This window comes from Microbacterium sp. BDGP8, from assembly GCF_029991045.1.
Lineage (GTDB): Bacteria > Actinomycetota > Actinomycetes > Actinomycetales > Microbacteriaceae > Microbacterium > Microbacterium plantarum.
The window spans coordinates 2,429,920-2,447,563 of the sequence record NZ_CP120712.1; the positions used below are offsets into that span (position 1 = coordinate 2,429,920).

The window sequence follows — 17,644 nt, forward strand, 5'->3', positions numbered from 1 at the left end:
AATAGGCTGGGGCGACGATCCCGCCGCGACGCGGCATCCGCTCGAAAACCCGAAAGGCAGACATGTCCGACCCGGTCACTCACGGCATCCACCCCGACATCACCACCGCGTACGGCAACACGCCTCTCGTGCGGTTGAACCGCGTCAGCGAGGGCCTGCCGGGCACGGTGCTCGCGAAGCTCGAGTTCTACAACCCCGCGTCATCCGTCAAGGACCGTCTCGGCATCGCCATCGTCGATGCGGCCGAGAAGGCCGGTGCTCTGCAGCCCGGCGGCACGATCGTCGAGGGCACGAGCGGCAACACCGGCATCGCCCTGGCGATGGTCGGCGCGGCGCGGGGCTACCGCGTCATCCTCACGATGCCTTCCTCCATGTCGATGGAGCGTCGCCTCCTGCTCAAGGCCTACGGCGCCGAGCTCGTGCTCACCGACCCGTCGCTGGGCATGAAGGGCGCCGTGTCGGAGGCGGAGAAGATCGCCGCCGAGACGCCGGGCGCCGTCCTCGCGAAGCAGTTCGCCAACGAGGCCAACCCCGACATCCACCGCCGCACGACCGCGGAGGAGATCCTTCGCGACACCGATGGCCAGGTGGGCTACTTCGTCGCCGGCATCGGCACGGGCGGCACCATCACCGGCGTCGGCCAGGTGCTCAAGGAGCGCGTCGCCGATGTGAAGGTCGTCGCGGTCGAGCCGAAGGACTCGCCCCTCCTGACGGAGGGAAAGCCCGGCCCCCACAAGATCCAGGGCATCGGGCCCAACTTCATCCCGCCGATCCTCGACCAGGGCGTCATCGACGAGGTGCAGGACGTCACCTTCGACGACGCTGTCCGCGTCGCGCGCGAGGTGGCGCAGAAGGAGGGCATCCTCGTCGGCATCTCGTCGGGAGCCGCCGTCTGGGCCGCGCTCCAGGTCGCGGCACGTCCCGAGTCCGAGGGCAAGAACATCGTCGTGATCATCCCCTCGTTCGGTGAGCGCTACCTCTCAACCCCGCTGTTCGAGGACCTGCGCGAAGACTGATGGGAACGCTCCGAGCACGCATCCGCGAAGACCTGGCCGCCGCGAAGCTCCGCGATCCCGCGGCTCGCAGCGGCGTCGAGATCGCGCTGCTGTACCCGGGGCTGCACGCGGTCTGGTCGTACCGCATCACGCATCGGCTGTGGCTCCGGCGCGCGCGTTTCCTCGCGCGCGCCGGGTCGCAGCTGACCCGCTGGCTCACGGGGATCGAGATCCACCCGGGGGCGCGCATCGGCCGCCGGTTCTTCATCGACCACGGCATGGGCGTCGTGATCGGCGAGACCGCCGTCATCGGTGACGACGTCATGCTCTACCACGGGGTCACCCTCGGCGGCCGCACCCGTCATGCCGGCAAGCGGCATCCCACCCTCCAGGACGGCGTCGCCGTCGGCGCCGGCGCGAAGATCCTCGGTCCGATCACGATCGGCGCCCGAAGCGTCGTCGGCGCCAATGCGGTCGTCACGAAGGATGCCCCGGCCGACTCGGTGCTCGTCGGCGTCCCCGCCCGGCCGCGTGTCCGCCGCGAGGGCGAGGACACCCGCGCCGTCCTGACCGCCCCCGAGTACCACATCTGACTCCCCCCTCCCCTGTCCGCCCTGTTGGCGGGAGGGGGAGCGGGGCTCAGTCGTCGGCAAGAGCCGCGAGGCGGGCCTCTTCGTCGGCGGCGATGCAGCTGTCGATGACCGGCGCGAGGGCGCCGTCCATCACCTGATCGAGGTTGTAGGCCTTGTACCCGGTCCGATGATCGGCGATGCGGTTCTCGGGGAAGTTGTACGTGCGGATGCGCTCGGAGCGGTCCATCCCGCGGATCTGCGAGCGGCGGGCGTCGGATGCCGCGGCATCCCGCTCCTCCTGCTGCTTCGCGAGCAGCCGGGCGCGCAGTACGCGCATGCCGGCCTCGCGGTTCTGCAGCTGGCTCTTCTCGTTCTGCATCGAGACGACGATGCCCGTCGGCACGTGGGTGATGCGGACGGCCGAGTCGGTCGTGTTGACCGACTGCCCGCCCGGGCCGGACGAACGGAAGACGTCGATCTTCAGGTCGTTCGGGTCGATGGTGATCTCTTCGGGCTCATCGACCTCGGGGAACACGAGCACGCCGGTCGTCGAGGTGTGGATGCGCCCCTGCGACTCGGTGGCCGGCACACGCTGCACGCGGTGCACCCCGCCCTCGTACTTCAGGTGGGCCCACACCCCCTGCGACGGGTCGGACGACGAGCCCTTGATGGCGACCTGGACGTCCTTGTACCCGCCGAGGTCGGACTCGTTGCGCTCGAGCAGCTCGGTCTTCCATCCGCGCGAGGCGGCGTACTGCATGTACATCCGCAGCAGGTCGGCGGCGAAGAGAGCGGACTCCGCTCCCCCTTCGCCCTGCTTGATCTCCATGATGACGTCACGGGCGTCGTCGGGATCGCGCGGGATGAGCAGACGGCGAAGCCGCTCCTGCGCCTCGCGCAGCCCCTCCTCGAGCGCGGGCACTTCCGCGGCGAAGGCCTCGTCCTCGCGGGCGAGCTCGCGAGCCGCCGCGAGATCGTCGGATGCCGCGACCCACGCGTCGTGGGCCGCGACGATCCGCGACAGCTCGGCGTACCGCCGGTTCACGCGCTTCGCGCGCGCAGCGTCGGCGTGCACCGCGGGGTCGGAGAGCTCCTCCTGAACCGCGCGGTGCTCGTCGAGCAGCCCCCGGACCGACTCGAACACGATCAGCGGATGCTGTTGTCGTGCCCGCCGGAGTGCGTGGTCGGCGCCGGGATCGACTTCTGCATCTGCACGAGGAACTCGACGTTGGACTGCGTCTCCTTGAGCTTGTCGAGGATGACGCCCAGCGCGTGCTGCTGGTCGAGACCCGCGAGGGCACGGCGCAGCTTCCACGTGATCTTGACCTCGTCGGAGGAGAGCAGCATCTCTTCACGTCGCGTCGAGGAGGCGTTGACGTCGACGGCGGGGAAGATGCGCTTGTCGGCCAGCTGACGCGACAGGCGCAGCTCGCTGTTGCCCGTGCCCTTGAACTCTTCGAAGATGACCTCGTCCATCTTGGAGCCGGTCTCCACCAGCGCCGTCGCGAGAATCGTGAGCGAGCCGCCGTTCTCGATGTTGCGCGCTGCACCGAAGAAGCGCTTCGGCGGGTACAGCGCCGAAGCGTCGACACCACCGGTCAGGACGCGGCCCGACGTCGGGGCCGACAGGTTGTAGGCGCGACCGAGGCGCGTGATCGAGTCGAGCAGCACGACCACGTCGCGGCCGAGCTCGACGAGACGCTTGGCGCGCTCGATCGCGAGCTCGGCGACGGTCGTGTGGTCCTCGGCGGGACGGTCGAAGGTCGAGGCGATGACCTCGCCCTTCACCGTGCGCTGCATGTCGGTGACCTCTTCGGGCCGCTCGTCGACCAGCACGACCATGAGGTGGACCTCGGGGTTGTTCTGCGCGATCGCGCCGGCGATCTGCTGCAGCACGATCGTCTTGCCGGCCTTGGGCGGTGCGACGATGAGACCGCGCTGGCCCTTGCCGATGGGAGCGACGAGGTCGATGATGCGCTGCGTCAGCTTCTCGGGGCCGGTCTCGAGGCGCAGACGCTCCTGCGGGTACAGCGGCGTCAGCTTGCCGAACTCGACCCGGTCGGCGGCGTCCTCGACGGACAGGCCGTTGATCGAGTCGACCTTGACCAGCGCGTTGTACTTCTGACGGCTCGACTGCTCGCCCTCGCGCGGCTGCTTGATCGCGCCGACGACCGCGTCACCCTTGCGCAGGTTGTACTTCTTCACCTGTCCGAGCGAGACGTAGACATCCTGCGTACCGGGGAGGTAGCCGGTCGTGCGCACGAAGGCGTAGTTGTCGAGAACGTCGAGCACGCCGGCGATCGGGATGAGGACGTCGTCCTCGTTGATCTCGGTCTCGAACTCGTCGCCGCTGCCCTGGCCGCGGCGCTTGTTGCGCTGACGTCCCCGACCGTTCTGTCCCGAGGCGTCGTCATCATCGGCGGCGTTGTTGTTGCCGCCCTGGCCGTTGCCACCCTGGTTCTGGTTGCCGCCCTGGTTCTGGCCGGCCTGGCCCTGGCTGCCCTGCGCGTTGTCCTTGTTGCGGTTGCGGTTGCGGCTGCGCGAACGGCTGCGCGAACGGCCGGTCGACTCGCCTTCGCCCTCGCCGGAGTCGGACTTCGACGAGTCGTCGGAGGAGGCGTCGGCGTCCCGCGCCTGCTCGGCGGGAGCGTCGACGGCACCCTCCGCAGACGGAGCGTCAGCGGATTCGGTGGCCGCATCGCCCGCGGGGGCGGCTTCAGCCTCGGCCTCGGCCTCCTTCTTGGCATTGCGTCCGCGGCCACGGCCTCGCGCCGGCTTCTTCGGCGCCTCCGCGGGCTCCGCCTCGACGGCCTCGGCCGTGGCGTCAGACGCGCTCTCATCCGCGGCCGGCTGCGCGTCGGCGGCGACGGCGTCGGCTGCGGGAGCATCGGCGGTGGCCGGCGCATCGGTGGCGGCGGAGAGCTCCTCCGCTGCTGCCTCGGAGGCGGCGGCCGGGGTCTCGTCAGCGGCCGCCGCAGGCGCGGCATCCGTGCTCTTCGCGCGACGGGGTGCTCGCTTGCGCGGCGCCTTCGCCGGCTTCTCGGCGGGCTCAGCCGCCTCAGCGGGCTCGGCCACCTCGGCGGGGGCGGCCACCTCGGCGGGCGCCTGCTCGACGGGCGCCTCTTCGACGGGGGCGGCCTCCTCAGCGGGGGCAGCGTCCTCGACGGGGGCGGCCTCCTCAGCGGGCGTCTCGACGACGGCATCCTGCTGCTCGGTCGCCTCTTCGGCTGGGGCGTCGACGGTCTCGTCGATCGTCGGGTTCTCGGAGTTGGACTCCACGAGTGCTCCTCTTAAACGGTGGATATGACAGAACCGCGTCCAGCGCCGTCCACGGCGGGCGCCATCCACCTGCCACACGCGTCCGGCCGACGGCACGGGGTATGGATCAGGGGTGTTCGCGGTGATTCGCAGAATTGCGACGGAGGCTCAGATCACAAAGGTGTGGAACCCTCCGTATGGTCCCTCACCATACCACCGCGCACATCGACCGCCAGCATCCGCGCGTCCCACGGGGTGTCTGTGGTATGCGCGGCCACCTCGGCGGCCGCAAGACGTTGCCCCGGCCCGTCGGCGAGCACCAGGACGCTGGGGCCGGCACCCGACACGACCGCCGCGAACCCCTCGGCACGCAGAGCCCGGACGAGCTTGTCGGTCTCGACCATCGCCTGGGCGCGGTACGACTGGTGGAGCTTGTCCTCGGTGGCCGCGAACAGCAGGTCAGGGCTCTGCGTGAGAGCCGCGACGAGCAGCGCCGAACGCGAGAGATTGAAGATCGCGTCTTCGCGCGTGACCTGCAGAGGGTCGAACCCCCGCGCCACCGAGGTCGACATCGTGAAGTCGGGCACGAACACCAGCGGCGCGACGCCGCGGTGCACGAGCAGCTTCTTGTGCTGCGGGCCGTGCTCGTCGACCCAGGCGATCGTGAGGCCGCCGAACAGGGCCGGCGCGACGTTGTCCGGGTGGCCCTCGAGCTCTGTCGCGAGGCGCAGCAGCGCGTCGGCACCGATCTCCACGTCGCCCGCGAGGAGGCCCTTCGCCGCGAGGAGTCCCGATACGACTGCGGCGCCCGACGAGCCCATCCCCCGCCCGTGCGGGATCGCGTTGACCGCTTCGAGGCGCACGCCGGGCATCGTCCGCCCGAACGCCTCGTACGCGTAGGCCATCGCCCGCACGACGAGGTGCGAGGCGTCCGTCGGGACGTCGGCGGCTCCCTCGCCGGAAACGGTGATCTCGAGGCCGGGTGCCGGCAGCTCCGTGACGATCAGTTCGTCGTAGACGCTGAGCGCGAGACCCAGGGTGTCGAAGCCGGGACCGAGGTTGGCGCTGGTCGCGGGAACACGCACCTGAACCGAGCGGGTCATGCCGTCGCCTCCGGCGCGAGATCGAGCACGGATGCCACTTCCGACGTCGCCGCGTCGACGACGATCGGCTCGGCCTGAGTGCCGTCCGCGTTGCGGAGGGCCCACTGCGGGTCCTTCAGGCCGTGACCGGTGACGGTCAGCACGACGGTCGAGCCCGCGGGGATGACGCCCGCCTCGGCCCGGTCGAGCAGGCCGGCGACGGTGATCGCGGACGCGGGTTCGACGAACACGCCGGCCGTGCTCGCGAGGAGCTTCTGCGCCGCGAGGATGCGGTCGTCGTCGATGGCGCCGAACCAGCCCTGCGTCGCGTCACGGGCCTCGAGGGCGAGGTGCCACGAGGCCGGGTTGCCGATGCGGATCGCGGTCGCGATGGTGTCGGGGTCTCTCACGACCTCGCCGCGGACGAGCGGCGCCGATCCGGCGGCCTGGAAGCCGAACATCCGCGGAACGCGCGTCGCCGCCCCGCGGGCCGCCTCCTCGCGGTAGCCGCGAGCATGGGCCGTGTAGTTGCCGGCGTTGCCGACGGGCACGAAGTGGAAGTCCGGCGCGTCGCCCAGCTGCGACACGATCTCGTACGCCGCGGTCTTCTGCCCGTCGATGCGATCGGGATTGACGGAGTTGACCAGGTGCACCGGATAGTGGTCGGCCAGTTCGCGCGCGATCTCGAGACAATCGTCGAAGTTGCCGCGGATCTGGATGAGACGGCCGCCGTGCGCGACCGCCTGACTCAGCTTGCCCATCGCGATCCTGCCCTCGGGGACGAGGACGGCAGCTGCGATTCCGGCGTGGGCGGCGTAGGCCGCAGCAGAGGCCGACGTGTTGCCCGTCGAGGCGCAGATGACGGCCTTCGCCCCGTGCTCGACGGCGCGCGAGAGCGCGACCGTCATCCCGCGGTCCTTGAACGACCCCGTCGGGTTCATGCCCTCGAACTTCACCCAGACGTCGGCGCCGGTGCGCCGCGAGAGCTCGCGAGCGGGCACCAGCGGCGTACCGCCCTCGCCGAGCGTCACGATCGTCGACGATTCGGTGACGTCGAGACGGTCGGCGAACTCGCGCAGGACCCCCTGCCACACGTGTGCCATGTCAGTCTCCCTCGACCCGGAGCACCGAGACGACGCGCTTGACGACGCCGCTCTCGCCGAGCGAGGCGACAGCGTCGCTGAGGTCCTGCTCGCGGGCGGTGTGCGTGCCGATGACCAGGCGGGCCGTCTGCACGTCGCCGTCGGCGACGATCGTCTGCTCGAGCGTCGCCACCGAGACGTTGCCGTCGCTGAGCAGTCCCGCCACCGCGGCGAGGACGCCCGAGCGGTCGTCGACCTCGAGGGTGATCTGGTAGCGCGTGGTGACGTGACCGATCGGGACGACCGGCAGGTTCGCCCGCGTCGACTCCCCCACGCCCACACCGCCGGCGATGTGGCGGCGGGCCGCCGATACAACGTCGCCCAGCACAGCCGACGCGGTCTGCACCCCGCCCGCGCCCGCGCCGTAGAACATGAGGTCGCCCGCGGCCTCCGCCTGGACGAACACGGCGTTGTTGGCTCCGTGCACGCTCGCGAGCGGGTGCTCGCGCGGCACGAGCGCGGGGTAGACGCGCACCGAGATCGTCTCGCCCGACGGCGACACCTCGGCATCGGCGAGGCGCTCGCACACGGCGAGGAGCTTGATGACGAAGCCGGCCTTGCGCGCGGCATCCATCATGTCGGCGTCGATCTGGGTGATGCCCTCGCGGTGCACCGCATTCAGCGGCACGGCGGTGTGGAAGGCGAGCGACGCGAGGATCGCGGCCTTCTGAGCAGCGTCGTACCCCTCGACGTCGGCGGTCGGGTCGGCCTCGGCGTACCCGAGCGCCTGCGCGTCGGCCAAGACGTCGGCGAAGTCCGATCCCTCGCGGTCCATGCGATCGAGGATGTAGTTCGTCGTTCCGTTGACGATGCCCATGATGCGCTGCACCCGGTCGCCGGCGAGCGAGTCGCGCAGCGGGCGGATGATCGGGATGGCGCCGGCGGCCGCAGCCTCGTAGTAGATCGACGCGCCCACCTGGTCGGCCGCTTCGAACAGCTCGGGTCCGTGCGTGGCGAGCAGCGCCTTGTTCGCCGTGACGATGTCGGCTCCGGCGCCGATGGCCTTCAGGATGCTCGTGCGCGCGGGCTCGATCCCGCCCATCAGCTCGATGACGATGTCGGAGCCGACGAGGAGCGGCTCGGGATCGGTGGTCAGCAGCTCGCGCGGCAGCTCGACGTCGCGCGGCGCGTCGATGTCGCGCACCGAGATGCCGACGAGGTCGAGGGCGGCTCCGGCGCGATCGGCCAGTTCGTCTCCGTGCTTGAGCAACAGGGCGGCGACCTGCGAGCCGACGGCGCCGGCTCCGAGCAGGGCCACGCGCAGGCGGCGGTAGTCCGTCATTCGGCTCCTTCTGTGGGGATGCCCGCGTCGCGGGCGAGCAGGTCGTCGATCGTCTCGCCGCGGACGATCACCCGGGCTACGCCGTTCGAGACGGCGACGACGGGCGGGCGCGGGACGTAGTTGTAGTTGCTGGCGAGCGAGTAGCAGTAGGCACCCGTCGCCGGGACAGCCAGCAGATCGCCCGGAGTGACGTCGGCGGGCAGGTATTCGGCGTCGACGACGATGTCGCCCGATTCGCAGTGCCGACCCACGACACGCGAGAGCGCGGCGGGCGCGTCGCTGCGACGGTTCGCGACTCGTGCCGAATAGGCCGCGCCGTATAGGGCGGGCCGTGCGTTGTCGCTCATGCCGCCGTCGACGCTGACGTACAGGCGCTCGAGCTCGTCGCTGACGCGGACCGGCTTGGTGGTGCCGACCTCGTACAGGGTCACCCCGGCGCGGCCGACGATGGCCCGACCGGGCTCGAAGGCGAGCATCGGCAGCGGGATGCCGTGGGCCTCGCACTCGCGAGCGACGGCCGCGACGATGCCGTCGGCCAGCTCTTCGATCGGGGTCGGGTCGTCGACGCTCGTATAGGCGATGCCGAAGCCGCCGCCGAGATTGAGCACCGGAACCTCGCCGCCGCCGAGAAGGCGGGCGTGGACGGCCACGAGCCGTGACGCCGACTCGGCGAAGCCCGCCGTACCGAAGATCTGCGATCCGATGTGGCAGTGGAGCCCGAGGAAACGCAGCGAGGGCAGCTCGCGGATGCGAGCGACCACGGCCTCGGCATCCGTGAGCGCGAAGCCGAACTTCTGGTCCTCGTGGGCCGTCGCGAGGAAGTCGTGGGTCTCGGCGTGCACGCCGCTGTTGACCCGGACCAGCACGGGCTGGACCGCCCCGCGTGCGGCGGCGATCTCGGCGAGCCGGTCGATCTCGACGAGGCTGTCGACGATGACGGAACCGACTCCGAGTTCGACGGCGCGCGCGAGCTCGAGGCGCGACTTGTTGTTGCCGTGCAGTCCGATGCGCGCCGGATCCGCTCCCGCAGCCAGGGTGACGGCGAGCTCACCGCCGGTCGCGACGTCGACCGCGAGCCCTTCCGCCGTCACCCATCGCACGATCTCGGTGCTCAAGAACGCCTTGCCGGCGTAGTACACCCGAGCGCTCGTGCCGTGGCGTGCGGCGGCGGCGTCGAATGCCTGACGGACGCGACGCGCCTGCGCCACGACGGCATCCTGGTCGAGCACGTAGAGCGGCGTGCCGAACTGAGCGGCGAGGTCGGTCGTCGCGATGCCGCCGATGGACAGCGCACCGAGGTCGTCGCGCTCGGCGCGGGGCGGCCAGACGGCTTCGACCAGCTCGTTGACGTCAGCGGGAGGGAGCAGCCATTCCGGTACGGCAGGGCGGACGTCGGACGCGGACACGGGAACACCAATCGGGAGAGACGCTGACCGTCCGGCAGACGGGGCCGCGACGGTGCCGCCAGTCTAGGACACCCGCCGCGCGGGCTCCGCCGGTGTGACCGCCCGCGACAGACGCGGCCGTGAGCCCGCTCACGAGAGCGACGAGGGCGCGTCCTCTTCCGCGAGCCGGGCGACGGCCCGGCGGATCCGCGCCGCCCGCGCAGCATCCGACGGCGCGCTCAGGACAGGATGCAGGACGGAGTACCGCTCGGCGGCGCGGAGCGCGGCGAACCGGCGGGATGCCGCGGGCGACGCCGCGAGCGCAGCCTCGAGGTCCGCCGGCACCGCGGCCCCGGCCTGGCCTGCGTAAGCGCGTTCCCAGCGCCCGTCGGCCTGCGCACGCTCGACCTCCATCCGGCCGCGGGGACGCATGCGCCCCTCCGCGACCAGCCGCTCGATGATCCCCACATTGCGGAGCGACCAGATCGAACGGGCGCGGCGCGGCGTGAAGAGCTGCAGGAAGGTGGCCTCATCGCGGGAGTTGCGCCGCCCGTCGATCCAGCCGCTGCAGAGCGCCTCGTCGAGCGCCTCGGCGTACGTCAGCGACGTCGGCTCCGTCACGTTCTTCTTCGCGAGCACCAGCCGCACGCCGTCGGAGTCGGACTCGTGCGCGTCGAGCCAGGCTCGCCACGCGGCCGCATCCGAGACGACGAGGAGAGCCGGGCCTCCGTCGTCCGCTGTCATGAGCACTCCACGCTTGTAGCCTGGCGCAGGAGGCGATGATGGGCAATGGAACGCGCGAACCGGCCGGACTCGACGAGCGTATCGGTGCGCTGAAGGAACGCATCTATGCGACGGTGACCGGGCTGGCGATCCTGGCGGGACTCCTCACGGCCGAGCACGTCACGGTCACCGAGTCGATCTTCGCCCTCGCGGTCGGCATCTTCGCGATCGCGGCCGCCGGCTTCGTCGCCGAAGTCATCGCCCATCAGATCGGGCATCGCCAGTTCCCGAGCGGACGAGAGCTGGCGGTCATGGCGCGCACGGCCGTGGTCGCCCTCGGAACCGCGTCGCTCCCCCTGCTCGCGCTGCTGCTCGCCCTGCTCGACCTCATCGACCTCGACACGGCGCTGATCATCGGGATCATCGCCGACGCGGCGGTGCTGGTCGGTGTCGTGCTGCTCGCCAGTGCGCGCACGGGCCTGACCGCGCTGCAGCGCCTGGTCGCATCCGCGCTGCTGCTCGGGCTGGTCGCGGCGGTCGCCGTCGCGCTTCTCCTCGCTCACGGCCACTGAGCCGGGGCAGGCGTCCGGGTGGGGCGGCCGGCTCAGGCGCAGGTGCCGTCGGCCTGAAGCGCCGGATCGCGGATGATCGCTCCGTCGACATCGACCTCGGCCACCAGCGCGCCGGGTTCCACGCGCACCTCGCGCAGCGTCAGCCCGGCGGGAAGGCGATCGCGGATGCAGATCGGGTAGTCGCGCAGCACGCCGTCGGCGGCCGAGCCGAATCGCTGGCGGAGATCGTCGCCGGTCAGCGCCGCGCCACCGAGCCGGACAGCAGTGGGCGTCAGGACGATGTCACCGTCTGCAGCGCTCGGCGTCAGGTCGAGCCCGAGCGGAACCGAGAGGGCGAACAGCGGCATCTCGACGTCGACCGTCACGTTCGGCGGATCCAGCGTGACCCCCGCACCTGAGACGCCGGAGACCTGCGATAGCAGGGTCTCGAGCTGGTCCTCCGCGAAGACCACCGTCGCCCCCGCCGATCCGATGTCGCCTCCGTCGGCTCGAATGGGAACATCGGTCGCGCGCACCGACACGTCGGCCACGACGTCGCCGAGCGGGATCCCGTCGCTCGCCACATCGAGACGGTCGAGCCGGCCCCCGATGACCTGGGGCAGCACCGGCTCGTCGAAGCCGACGTCGATCTGCTGGTCCTCGGGCAGTGCGAGCCGGGTGATCACCTGCTCGCGCACGGTATTCGTGAGGATGCTGCGCGTGATGCTCTCAGCGACGAACCACGCGGCGATCGCAAGGCCGACGACCACGACGAGAGCGATGATCCACGGCAGCGCCCGCCGCCGTCGCTTCGGCGGCACGGCGACAGCCTCGGGCAGCGGAAGGGTGGGCTGAGTGGCACCGCTCACGTCGGTCACATCCGTTCGGGGGCGCTGACACCCAAGAGGTCGAGCCCGTTGCGCAGCACCTGCCCGGTGGCGTCGTTGAGCCAGAGGCGAGTGCGGTGGAGGTCGGTGACCTCTTCGTCTCCGAGCGGCGTGACACGGCAGGTGTCGTACCAGCGGTGGTAGAGGCTCGCGAGCTCCTCGAGGTACCGGGCGACCCGGTGCGGCTCGCGCAGCTCGGCAGCGAACGCCACGATGCGCGGGAACTCCTGGAGCGCGCCGAGGAGAGCCGACTCGGTCTCGTGGTCGAGCAGCTCCGGGGCGAACGCATCGCGGGTGACCCCGGAGTCGGCGGCGTTGCGCGCGACGTTGTGCGTGCGGGCGTGCGCGTACTGCACGTAGAACACGGGGTTGTCGTTCGTGCGCTTCTGCAGGATCTCGGGATCGAGGGTCAGCGGCGAGTCGGCGGGGTAACGCGCGAGCGAGTAGCGCAGCGCGTCGGTGCCGAGCCAGTCGCGCAGGTCGTCGAGCTCGATGATGTTGCCCGCACGCTTGGACAGACGCGCACCGTTGACCGAGACGAGCTGGCCGATCAGCACCTCGATGTCCTTCTCGGGGTCGTCACCGGCCGCGCCTGCGAGGGCCTTCAAACGGTGGACGTAGCCGTGGTGATCAGCGCCCAGCAGGTAGATCTTGTGCGCGAAACCGCGGTCGCCCTTGTTCAGGTAGTAGGCGGCATCGGCGGCGAAGTAGGTGTACTCGCCGTTGGAACGACGGATGACGCGGTCCTTGTCGTCACCGAAGTCGGTCGTCCGCACCCAGACGGCGTCGTCCTGATCGAAGACGTGTCCCTGCGCACGCAGCCGGTCCACGGCCTGGTCGACGAGACTCGGTCCACCGTCGGCGGGGGTCGCGTGCAGCAGCCGCTCGCTGAAGAACACGTCGAAGTGCACGTTGAACTTCTCGAGCGAGTCCTTGAGGTCGGCCATCTGGAGCTCGTAGCCGAGGTCGAGAGCGACCTGCTCCTGCTCCTCGAGGGCGAGGGTCAGCAGATCCGGGCGCGCCGACAGCACCCGCTGGGCGAGGTCGTCGATGTACGCGCCGGGGTAGCCGTCCTCGGGCGTGGGCTCTCCCTTGGCGCTCGCGAGCACGGAGCGGCCGAACCGCTGCATCTGCGCTCCCGCGTCGTTGATGTAGAACTCGCGGACGAGCTCGGCCCCACTGGCGAGCAGGAGACGGGCGATCGCGTCGCCGAGCGCCGCCCAGCGCGTGTGCCCGATGTGCATCGGACCGGTGGGGTTCGCGCTCACGAACTCGAGATTGATCGAGTTGCCGGCCTGGCTGTCGTTGCGGCCGAACGCGGCCCCCGCCTCGACGATCTCGCGGGCGAGCGCGCCGGCGGCGGCGGCATCCAGGCGAATGTTGATGAACCCGGGGCCGGCGACCTCGACGGATGCCACCCCCGGCGTCTCGGCGAGCGCCGCGGCGATCTCGGCGGCGAACTCACGCGGGTTCGCACCGACACGCTTGGCCAGCTTCATCGCCGCGTTGGACGCCCAGTCGCCGTGGTCCCGGTTCTTGGGGCGCTCGAACACGAAGTCGGCGGCGGTGAGACCATCGCTCGAGCCGGGGCGTCGCGCCTCGGCGAGCGGGGCGACGACGGACAGGAGGGCTTCGGCAAGAGCATCGGGATTCATAGCCCTCCGATTCTAGGCGGGCGGCCACGGGCCCGATGCTGAACGTCTCGCGGACGGCATCACGCGAGGGTGATGAAAGCCTCGTGATCGTCTCGGGCGGGATCGTCGACGGCGGCGTCTCCCCCGGCGACCTCGGCATCGACCCGCAGATGCGTGAGCGCGACGTTGCCGCCGTAGTAGCTGAGGAACGCGCAGTCGGCGGCATCCCGGCCGGTCGCGATCCGGACGAGCCCGCGGCGGTTCGACAGCCGAGTCGCGTCGATGACGTGCCAGGCGCCGTCGACGTACGCCTCGGCGACGGCGTGGAAATCCATCGGGCGAAGCCCCGGCGCGTAGCAGGCGGCATAGCGCGCGGGAACGTCCATCGCGCGCAGCAGCGCGATGACGAGGTGGGCGTAGTCGCGGCACACCCCCTGTCCGGTCGCGAGGGTCGTGACCGCGGAGTCGGTGCCGAGGCTGAGACCCGGCGCGTAGGTCGTGTTCGAGGCCACGAAGTCGCTGATGGCCGAGACGAGTTCGCGGCCCTGCAGGCCCCGGAACTGCCGACGCGCGTGCGCGAACACCTCGTCGGACTGCGCGTAGCGACTCGGCCGCAGGTACGCGATGGTCTCGAGCTCGCTCGTCGGCGCCGGGGCGGCGGAGCCGTCGACGACAGCGCGGTACCGAACCGAGATCGTGCCCGCTTCTCCCGCGAGGCGATGGATGCGCGTGCCCGCGGGAGACGCGGGCGGGTCGACGATCTCGGAGACGGACAGCGAGCGGCCGGCGAGCGTGACGCTCAGTTCTTCGTTGCGGAAAGACGCCGCGCGCGACGCGGCGATCTGCAGGATGACGTCGACGGGACCGGTCAGCTGGAGGTCGAGTTCGGCCGTCAGGATGCGCTGCACCGGGTAATCCTCGCACGCAGCGAAGCGCCGTCGGGCCGCTCCCGGCGGTGATCGGATCGGCCGCGATGAGAGGCTGGTGGTCGGCCATGAAACGAGGAGCCCTCATGTCGAAGACCGTCACCCTCATCCGCGCGTCATCCCTGTCGGATGCCGCCGAATACGCGTACGCGGCCACCGCGCCCGCCGACGCGCGCCTCATCTTCCTGGCCGGTTCGTGCCCGCTCGCCGCCGACGGGTCGACGGTCGGCGTCGGCGACTACGCCGCCCAGGCGGCATCCTGCATCGAGAACATGAAGGTCGCCCTGGCTGCCGCCGGCGCGGGGATCGAGAACGTCATCAGCACGCGTGTGCTCGTCGCGTCGAGCTCGCAGGCCGACCTCGTCACCGCCTGGGAGGTGGTGCGCGACGCCTTCGGAGACCACGACGTGCCCAGCACGCTGATGGGCGTGACGGTGCTCGGCTACGACGATCAGCTCGTCGAGATCGAAGCCGTCGCCGCCGTCCGCGACTGAGGGGTCGAGCCTCGGGCCGCGCGGTCTTGCCACGCAGGCGTCCCGGCACCCCGTCCGATGACGTACCCTCAGCGTGTGCGAACCCGAAACGCCCGTCCCCGCCGCAGAAGCGTGTGGGCCGTCTCGGCGATCTCGGCCGCCGTCGTCGCGCTGGCGCTGACGGCGTTCCTGCGGCCCTGGGCGGCTCCCACGGCGGCACCGGTGGCGGCGGGACCCGGCGCGGTCGCGAGGATCGAGGCGCCGCCTCTCGCGCTTCCCACGGGGGCTCGCGTTCTGATCTTCGGCGACTCGTGGACCTACGGCTCCGCGGCATCCGATCCGACCCTCGGATACGCCTATGTCGTCGCCCAGCGAACCGGGTGGACGACGATCGTCGACGGCGTCCGCGGCAGCGGCTACCTCAAGCCGGGCATCGACGGTCCCGCGTTCGGCGACCGAATCGCCGCGCTCGACCCCGCACTCCATCCCGACCTCGTGATCATCCAGGGGTCGATCAACGACCGCAAGCAAGGTGCCGCCGGGTACCGCGACGCCGTGAACGCGGCGTGGGACGATCTCGCGGCGACCTACCCCGAAGCGCGCATCGTCGTGCTGGGCCCCGCACCGCAGGTGCTCCCGGTCGAGAGTGAGACGGCCCGCATCGACCGGGATCTCGCCGAGCTCGCCGGCGCCCGCGGCTGGTGGTACCTCTCCCCCATCGCCGAGGGTTGGATCACCGACGCCAACTACAGCGACGTCATCGACACCAGTGCCACGGGGCGCGACCACCCATCGACAGCGGGGCACGCGTATCTCGCCGATCGCCTCGCAGCCGACGTCGCGGCGATCACGGATGCACCGGCCGTCGCCGCCGAGCCCGTTCCCGAGCCGCTCGTCCCCTGACCCGCTGGTCTCGCCGCCTAAGCGCCGCTGTGGGGCGAAGGGCCCGTGCTGAGGTGCTCGTGCACGAGGCGCCAGCCCGAGCCGGTGCGGTGGAAGACGTTGGTCGCCCGACCGCGACCGCTTCGGGCCTGTCCGTCGATGTGTCCGCTCCAGCGATACGTGTAGACGGCCACCGCCGCGTCGGCGGCATCCACGACCCACTCGACGTCCTCCGCCCCGTAGACCTCATCGGGGATCAGCGTCCACGTCCGCTCGAAGTAGGCGCGGACGGAAGCGAGGCCGACGCAGGTGGCATCGCCGAAGTAGTACACCGCGCTCGCGTCGAGCACCTGTGCAACCTCGTCGAAGTCATGCGTGTTGGTCGCGGCGATGTAGCGGGCGAGCGTCTCGGATGCGGTCATGTCTTGGTCCTTTCGTTCATCGGAGCGGCGGCGCCGACGACGGCGCTCATGCTCCACACCGGTGGCGCGTCCCGCGGTTCGACCCGCGAGACGACCGAGAAGCCGTGTCGTTCGTAGAGCCGGACGTTGCGCTCGTCCGACGTGTCGAGCGCGAAGCGGTCGGCACCCCGTCGCCCGCCCTCCGCGAGCGCGAACCGGATGAGGTCGGATGCGAGGCCCTGCCCCTGACGGGCGGGCACGACGCCGACCGTCTCGATCCGCCACGAGTCCGGCTCGGACGGCGTGTCAGCGGCGTCGCCGAGTCGTCCGAGTCGGTCGCCGTGCAGCTGAACGATGCGGTCGACGACGGCCGGTGCCGGGTCGGGCGCATCCGGCGGGAGCACGGCGATCACTCCGTCAGCGGGCCCCGCGACCCCGACGAAGCCGTGGGCGTGCGCGTGCCGCAGGTAGACGAGCTGCAGCTCACGGAGCCGCCACGCGTAGTCATCGTCGGGGATGACATGGCGTGTCCACGCGTAATGCTCGAACGCCTCCGCGAGAGCGTCGGCGGCGGCATCCAGTTCGTTCTCGGCGGCAAGACGAGTGCGAGGTGTCATGCGGGTGCGTCCTTGGGTTGCTTGCGGTCGGATGCCGGTGCTGTCGGCGTCGCGGAACCGGATTCGACGATCGCCTGCAGCGTCGCCAGGTGGCGGGCGAACGCCTCGCGACCGGCATCCGTGATGCCGACCCACGTCCGCGTCCGCCGGCCGACGGCTTCTTTCCGCACCTCGAGGAGCCCCGCGTCGGCCAGCACGGTGAGCGTCTGCGACAGGGTCGAGTCGCTCACCTCGAGCAGGTCGGCGAGGAAGCGGAAGTCGACGTCCTCGAGATTGCGGAGGGCAGCTAGCAGCGAGAAGCGCACGGGCGAATGGATGAGGGCGTCGATGTCCTTGCGCGGGTGACTCATCGGCGTGAGCTCGGGAAGAGGCAGGCGAAGATCGGAGAGATTGACACGACTCCCGCGAGAACCCACCACCACGGCGACGAGAGCTGGAGCAGTTGGAGCGCCGGGTCGAGCATCAGCGTGTAGAGCGCGAACCAGGTCGCGACCGCGATCCCCATGTTCCGCAGTCCGTTGCGGGGCACCGACCGCTGGTAGCGGAACGCGATGGTCCAGATGCAGAGCGTGGCGAGGAGGAAGGGTGCGAAGGCCTTCCAGTAGCCGACGCCGGCGACGTCGATCGACAGGGTGAACGCGAGCGCGTACGCGGCCTGCGCCACGACGAAGATCCGGAACCAGCGCGTCGCGCGACGCGCATCCCTCTCGGCCTTCGTCCCGATGGCGACCATGCGGGCTGCGTCATCGTAAGCGAAGCTGTTTTGCGTCATGCAACGACTTTAACAGTTGTAAAGCCAATGCTGCCACCTCTCCCACGGTCGTTCCGGTCGCC

General features: G+C 70.8%; 19 protein-coding genes. 5 read left to right on the plus strand and 14 right to left on the minus strand.

Annotated features, from left to right (window positions below; genetic code table 11):
* Positions 1-62 precede the first annotated feature (62 nt).
* Entirely contained in the window at positions 63-1,016 is a 954-nt protein-coding gene (gene cysK / locus P6897_RS11785) for a cysteine synthase A (protein WP_269267732.1), read from the plus strand.
* Positions 1,016-1,588 carry a serine O-acetyltransferase EpsC gene (gene epsC / locus P6897_RS11790; protein WP_282501311.1) on the plus strand — a complete coding sequence of 191 codons (573 nt, stop codon included), beginning with the start codon at positions 1,016-1,018 and terminating at the stop codon, positions 1,586-1,588. The genes cysK and epsC overlap by 1 nt, the downstream gene beginning before the upstream one ends.
* Before the next feature lie 46 nt (positions 1,589-1,634).
* Here the strand turns inward: epsC and prfA are convergent, their stop codons facing one another.
* The 7 genes from prfA to P6897_RS11825 form a co-directional block, all read right to left on the minus strand.
* Positions 1,635-2,711 carry a peptide chain release factor 1 gene (gene prfA / locus P6897_RS11795; RefSeq protein ID WP_112617271.1) on the minus strand — a complete coding sequence of 359 codons (1,077 nt, stop codon included), beginning with the start codon at positions 2,709-2,711 and terminating at the stop codon, positions 1,635-1,637.
* 2 nt (positions 2,712-2,713) lie between these two features.
* On the minus strand, positions 2,714-4,846 hold the full coding sequence (gene rho / locus P6897_RS11800) for a transcription termination factor Rho (RefSeq protein WP_282501312.1): 2,133 nt from the start codon (positions 4,844-4,846) through the stop codon (positions 2,714-2,716).
* A gap of 152 nt (positions 4,847-4,998) precedes the next feature.
* The gene (thrB, locus tag P6897_RS11805; protein ID WP_112617273.1) at positions 4,999-5,928 is read right to left on the minus strand and encodes a homoserine kinase; all 930 of its coding nucleotides are present in this window, start codon (positions 5,926-5,928) and stop codon (positions 4,999-5,001) included.
* Positions 5,925-7,010 (minus strand): threonine synthase, encoded by a 1,086-nt coding sequence (gene thrC, locus P6897_RS11810; RefSeq protein ID WP_282501313.1) that lies wholly within the window; start codon positions 7,008-7,010, stop codon positions 5,925-5,927. The genes thrB and thrC overlap by 4 nt, the downstream gene beginning before the upstream one ends.
* A 1-nt stretch (position 7,011) precedes the next feature.
* Positions 7,012-8,331 (minus strand): homoserine dehydrogenase, encoded by a 1,320-nt coding sequence (locus tag P6897_RS11815; RefSeq protein WP_269267739.1) that lies wholly within the window; start codon positions 8,329-8,331, stop codon positions 7,012-7,014.
* Positions 8,328-9,737, minus strand: a complete 1,410-nt coding sequence (gene lysA, locus P6897_RS11820; RefSeq protein ID WP_282501314.1) for a diaminopimelate decarboxylase — start codon at positions 9,735-9,737, stop codon at positions 8,328-8,330. Before lysA ends, P6897_RS11815 begins: the two co-directional genes overlap by 4 nt.
* Before the next feature lie 129 nt (positions 9,738-9,866).
* The gene (locus P6897_RS11825) at positions 9,867-10,460 is read right to left on the minus strand and encodes a YdeI/OmpD-associated family protein (protein WP_274178800.1); all 594 of its coding nucleotides are present in this window, start codon (positions 10,458-10,460) and stop codon (positions 9,867-9,869) included.
* A 35-nt stretch (positions 10,461-10,495) separates the two neighbouring features.
* Between P6897_RS11825 and P6897_RS11830 the strand changes: the two genes are divergently transcribed.
* The gene (locus P6897_RS11830) at positions 10,496-11,011 is read left to right on the plus strand and encodes a hypothetical protein (protein WP_282501315.1); all 516 of its coding nucleotides are present in this window, start codon (positions 10,496-10,498) and stop codon (positions 11,009-11,011) included.
* A 32-nt stretch (positions 11,012-11,043) separates the two neighbouring features.
* Here the strand turns inward: P6897_RS11830 and P6897_RS11835 are convergent, their stop codons facing one another.
* From P6897_RS11835 to P6897_RS11845, 3 genes are read right to left on the minus strand one after another with little or no spacing between them, the layout of a single operon-like run.
* Positions 11,044-11,859 carry a DUF2993 domain-containing protein gene (locus P6897_RS11835; protein ID WP_282501316.1) on the minus strand — a complete coding sequence of 272 codons (816 nt, stop codon included), beginning with the start codon at positions 11,857-11,859 and terminating at the stop codon, positions 11,044-11,046.
* A 5-nt stretch (positions 11,860-11,864) separates the two neighbouring features.
* The gene (locus tag P6897_RS11840) at positions 11,865-13,532 is read right to left on the minus strand and encodes an arginine--tRNA ligase (RefSeq protein ID WP_282501317.1); all 1,668 of its coding nucleotides are present in this window, start codon (positions 13,530-13,532) and stop codon (positions 11,865-11,867) included.
* 59 nt (positions 13,533-13,591) lie between these two features.
* Positions 13,592-14,419 carry a transglutaminase family protein gene (locus P6897_RS11845; protein ID WP_274178803.1) on the minus strand — a complete coding sequence of 276 codons (828 nt, stop codon included), beginning with the start codon at positions 14,417-14,419 and terminating at the stop codon, positions 13,592-13,594.
* A gap of 104 nt (positions 14,420-14,523) precedes the next feature.
* Between P6897_RS11845 and P6897_RS11850 the strand changes: the two genes are divergently transcribed.
* Together P6897_RS11850 and P6897_RS11855 are read left to right on the plus strand one after the other, a co-directional pair.
* Positions 14,524-14,931, plus strand: coding sequence for a RidA family protein (locus tag P6897_RS11850; RefSeq protein WP_114588469.1), 408 nt, complete (start codon positions 14,524-14,526; stop codon positions 14,929-14,931).
* A 75-nt stretch (positions 14,932-15,006) separates the two neighbouring features.
* A complete protein-coding gene (locus tag P6897_RS11855) occupies positions 15,007-15,813 on the plus strand; it encodes an SGNH/GDSL hydrolase family protein (protein WP_282501318.1) in 807 nt (268 codons plus the stop codon).
* 17 nt (positions 15,814-15,830) lie between these two features.
* Here the strand turns inward: P6897_RS11855 and P6897_RS11860 are convergent, their stop codons facing one another.
* From P6897_RS11860 to P6897_RS11875, 4 genes are read right to left on the minus strand one after another with little or no spacing between them, the layout of a single operon-like run.
* Positions 15,831-16,214 (minus strand): nuclear transport factor 2 family protein, encoded by a 384-nt coding sequence (locus P6897_RS11860; RefSeq protein WP_274178806.1) that lies wholly within the window; start codon positions 16,212-16,214, stop codon positions 15,831-15,833.
* The gene (locus tag P6897_RS11865; protein ID WP_282501319.1) at positions 16,211-16,810 is read right to left on the minus strand and encodes a GNAT family N-acetyltransferase; all 600 of its coding nucleotides are present in this window, start codon (positions 16,808-16,810) and stop codon (positions 16,211-16,213) included. Before P6897_RS11865 ends, P6897_RS11860 begins: the two co-directional genes overlap by 4 nt.
* Positions 16,807-17,160, minus strand: a complete 354-nt coding sequence (locus P6897_RS11870) for a transcriptional regulator (protein WP_282501320.1) — start codon at positions 17,158-17,160, stop codon at positions 16,807-16,809. Before P6897_RS11870 ends, P6897_RS11865 begins: the two co-directional genes overlap by 4 nt.
* Positions 17,157-17,582, minus strand: a complete 426-nt coding sequence (locus tag P6897_RS11875) for a hypothetical protein (protein WP_282501321.1) — start codon at positions 17,580-17,582, stop codon at positions 17,157-17,159. Before P6897_RS11875 ends, P6897_RS11870 begins: the two co-directional genes overlap by 4 nt.
* Positions 17,583-17,644: the final 62 nt, after the last annotated feature.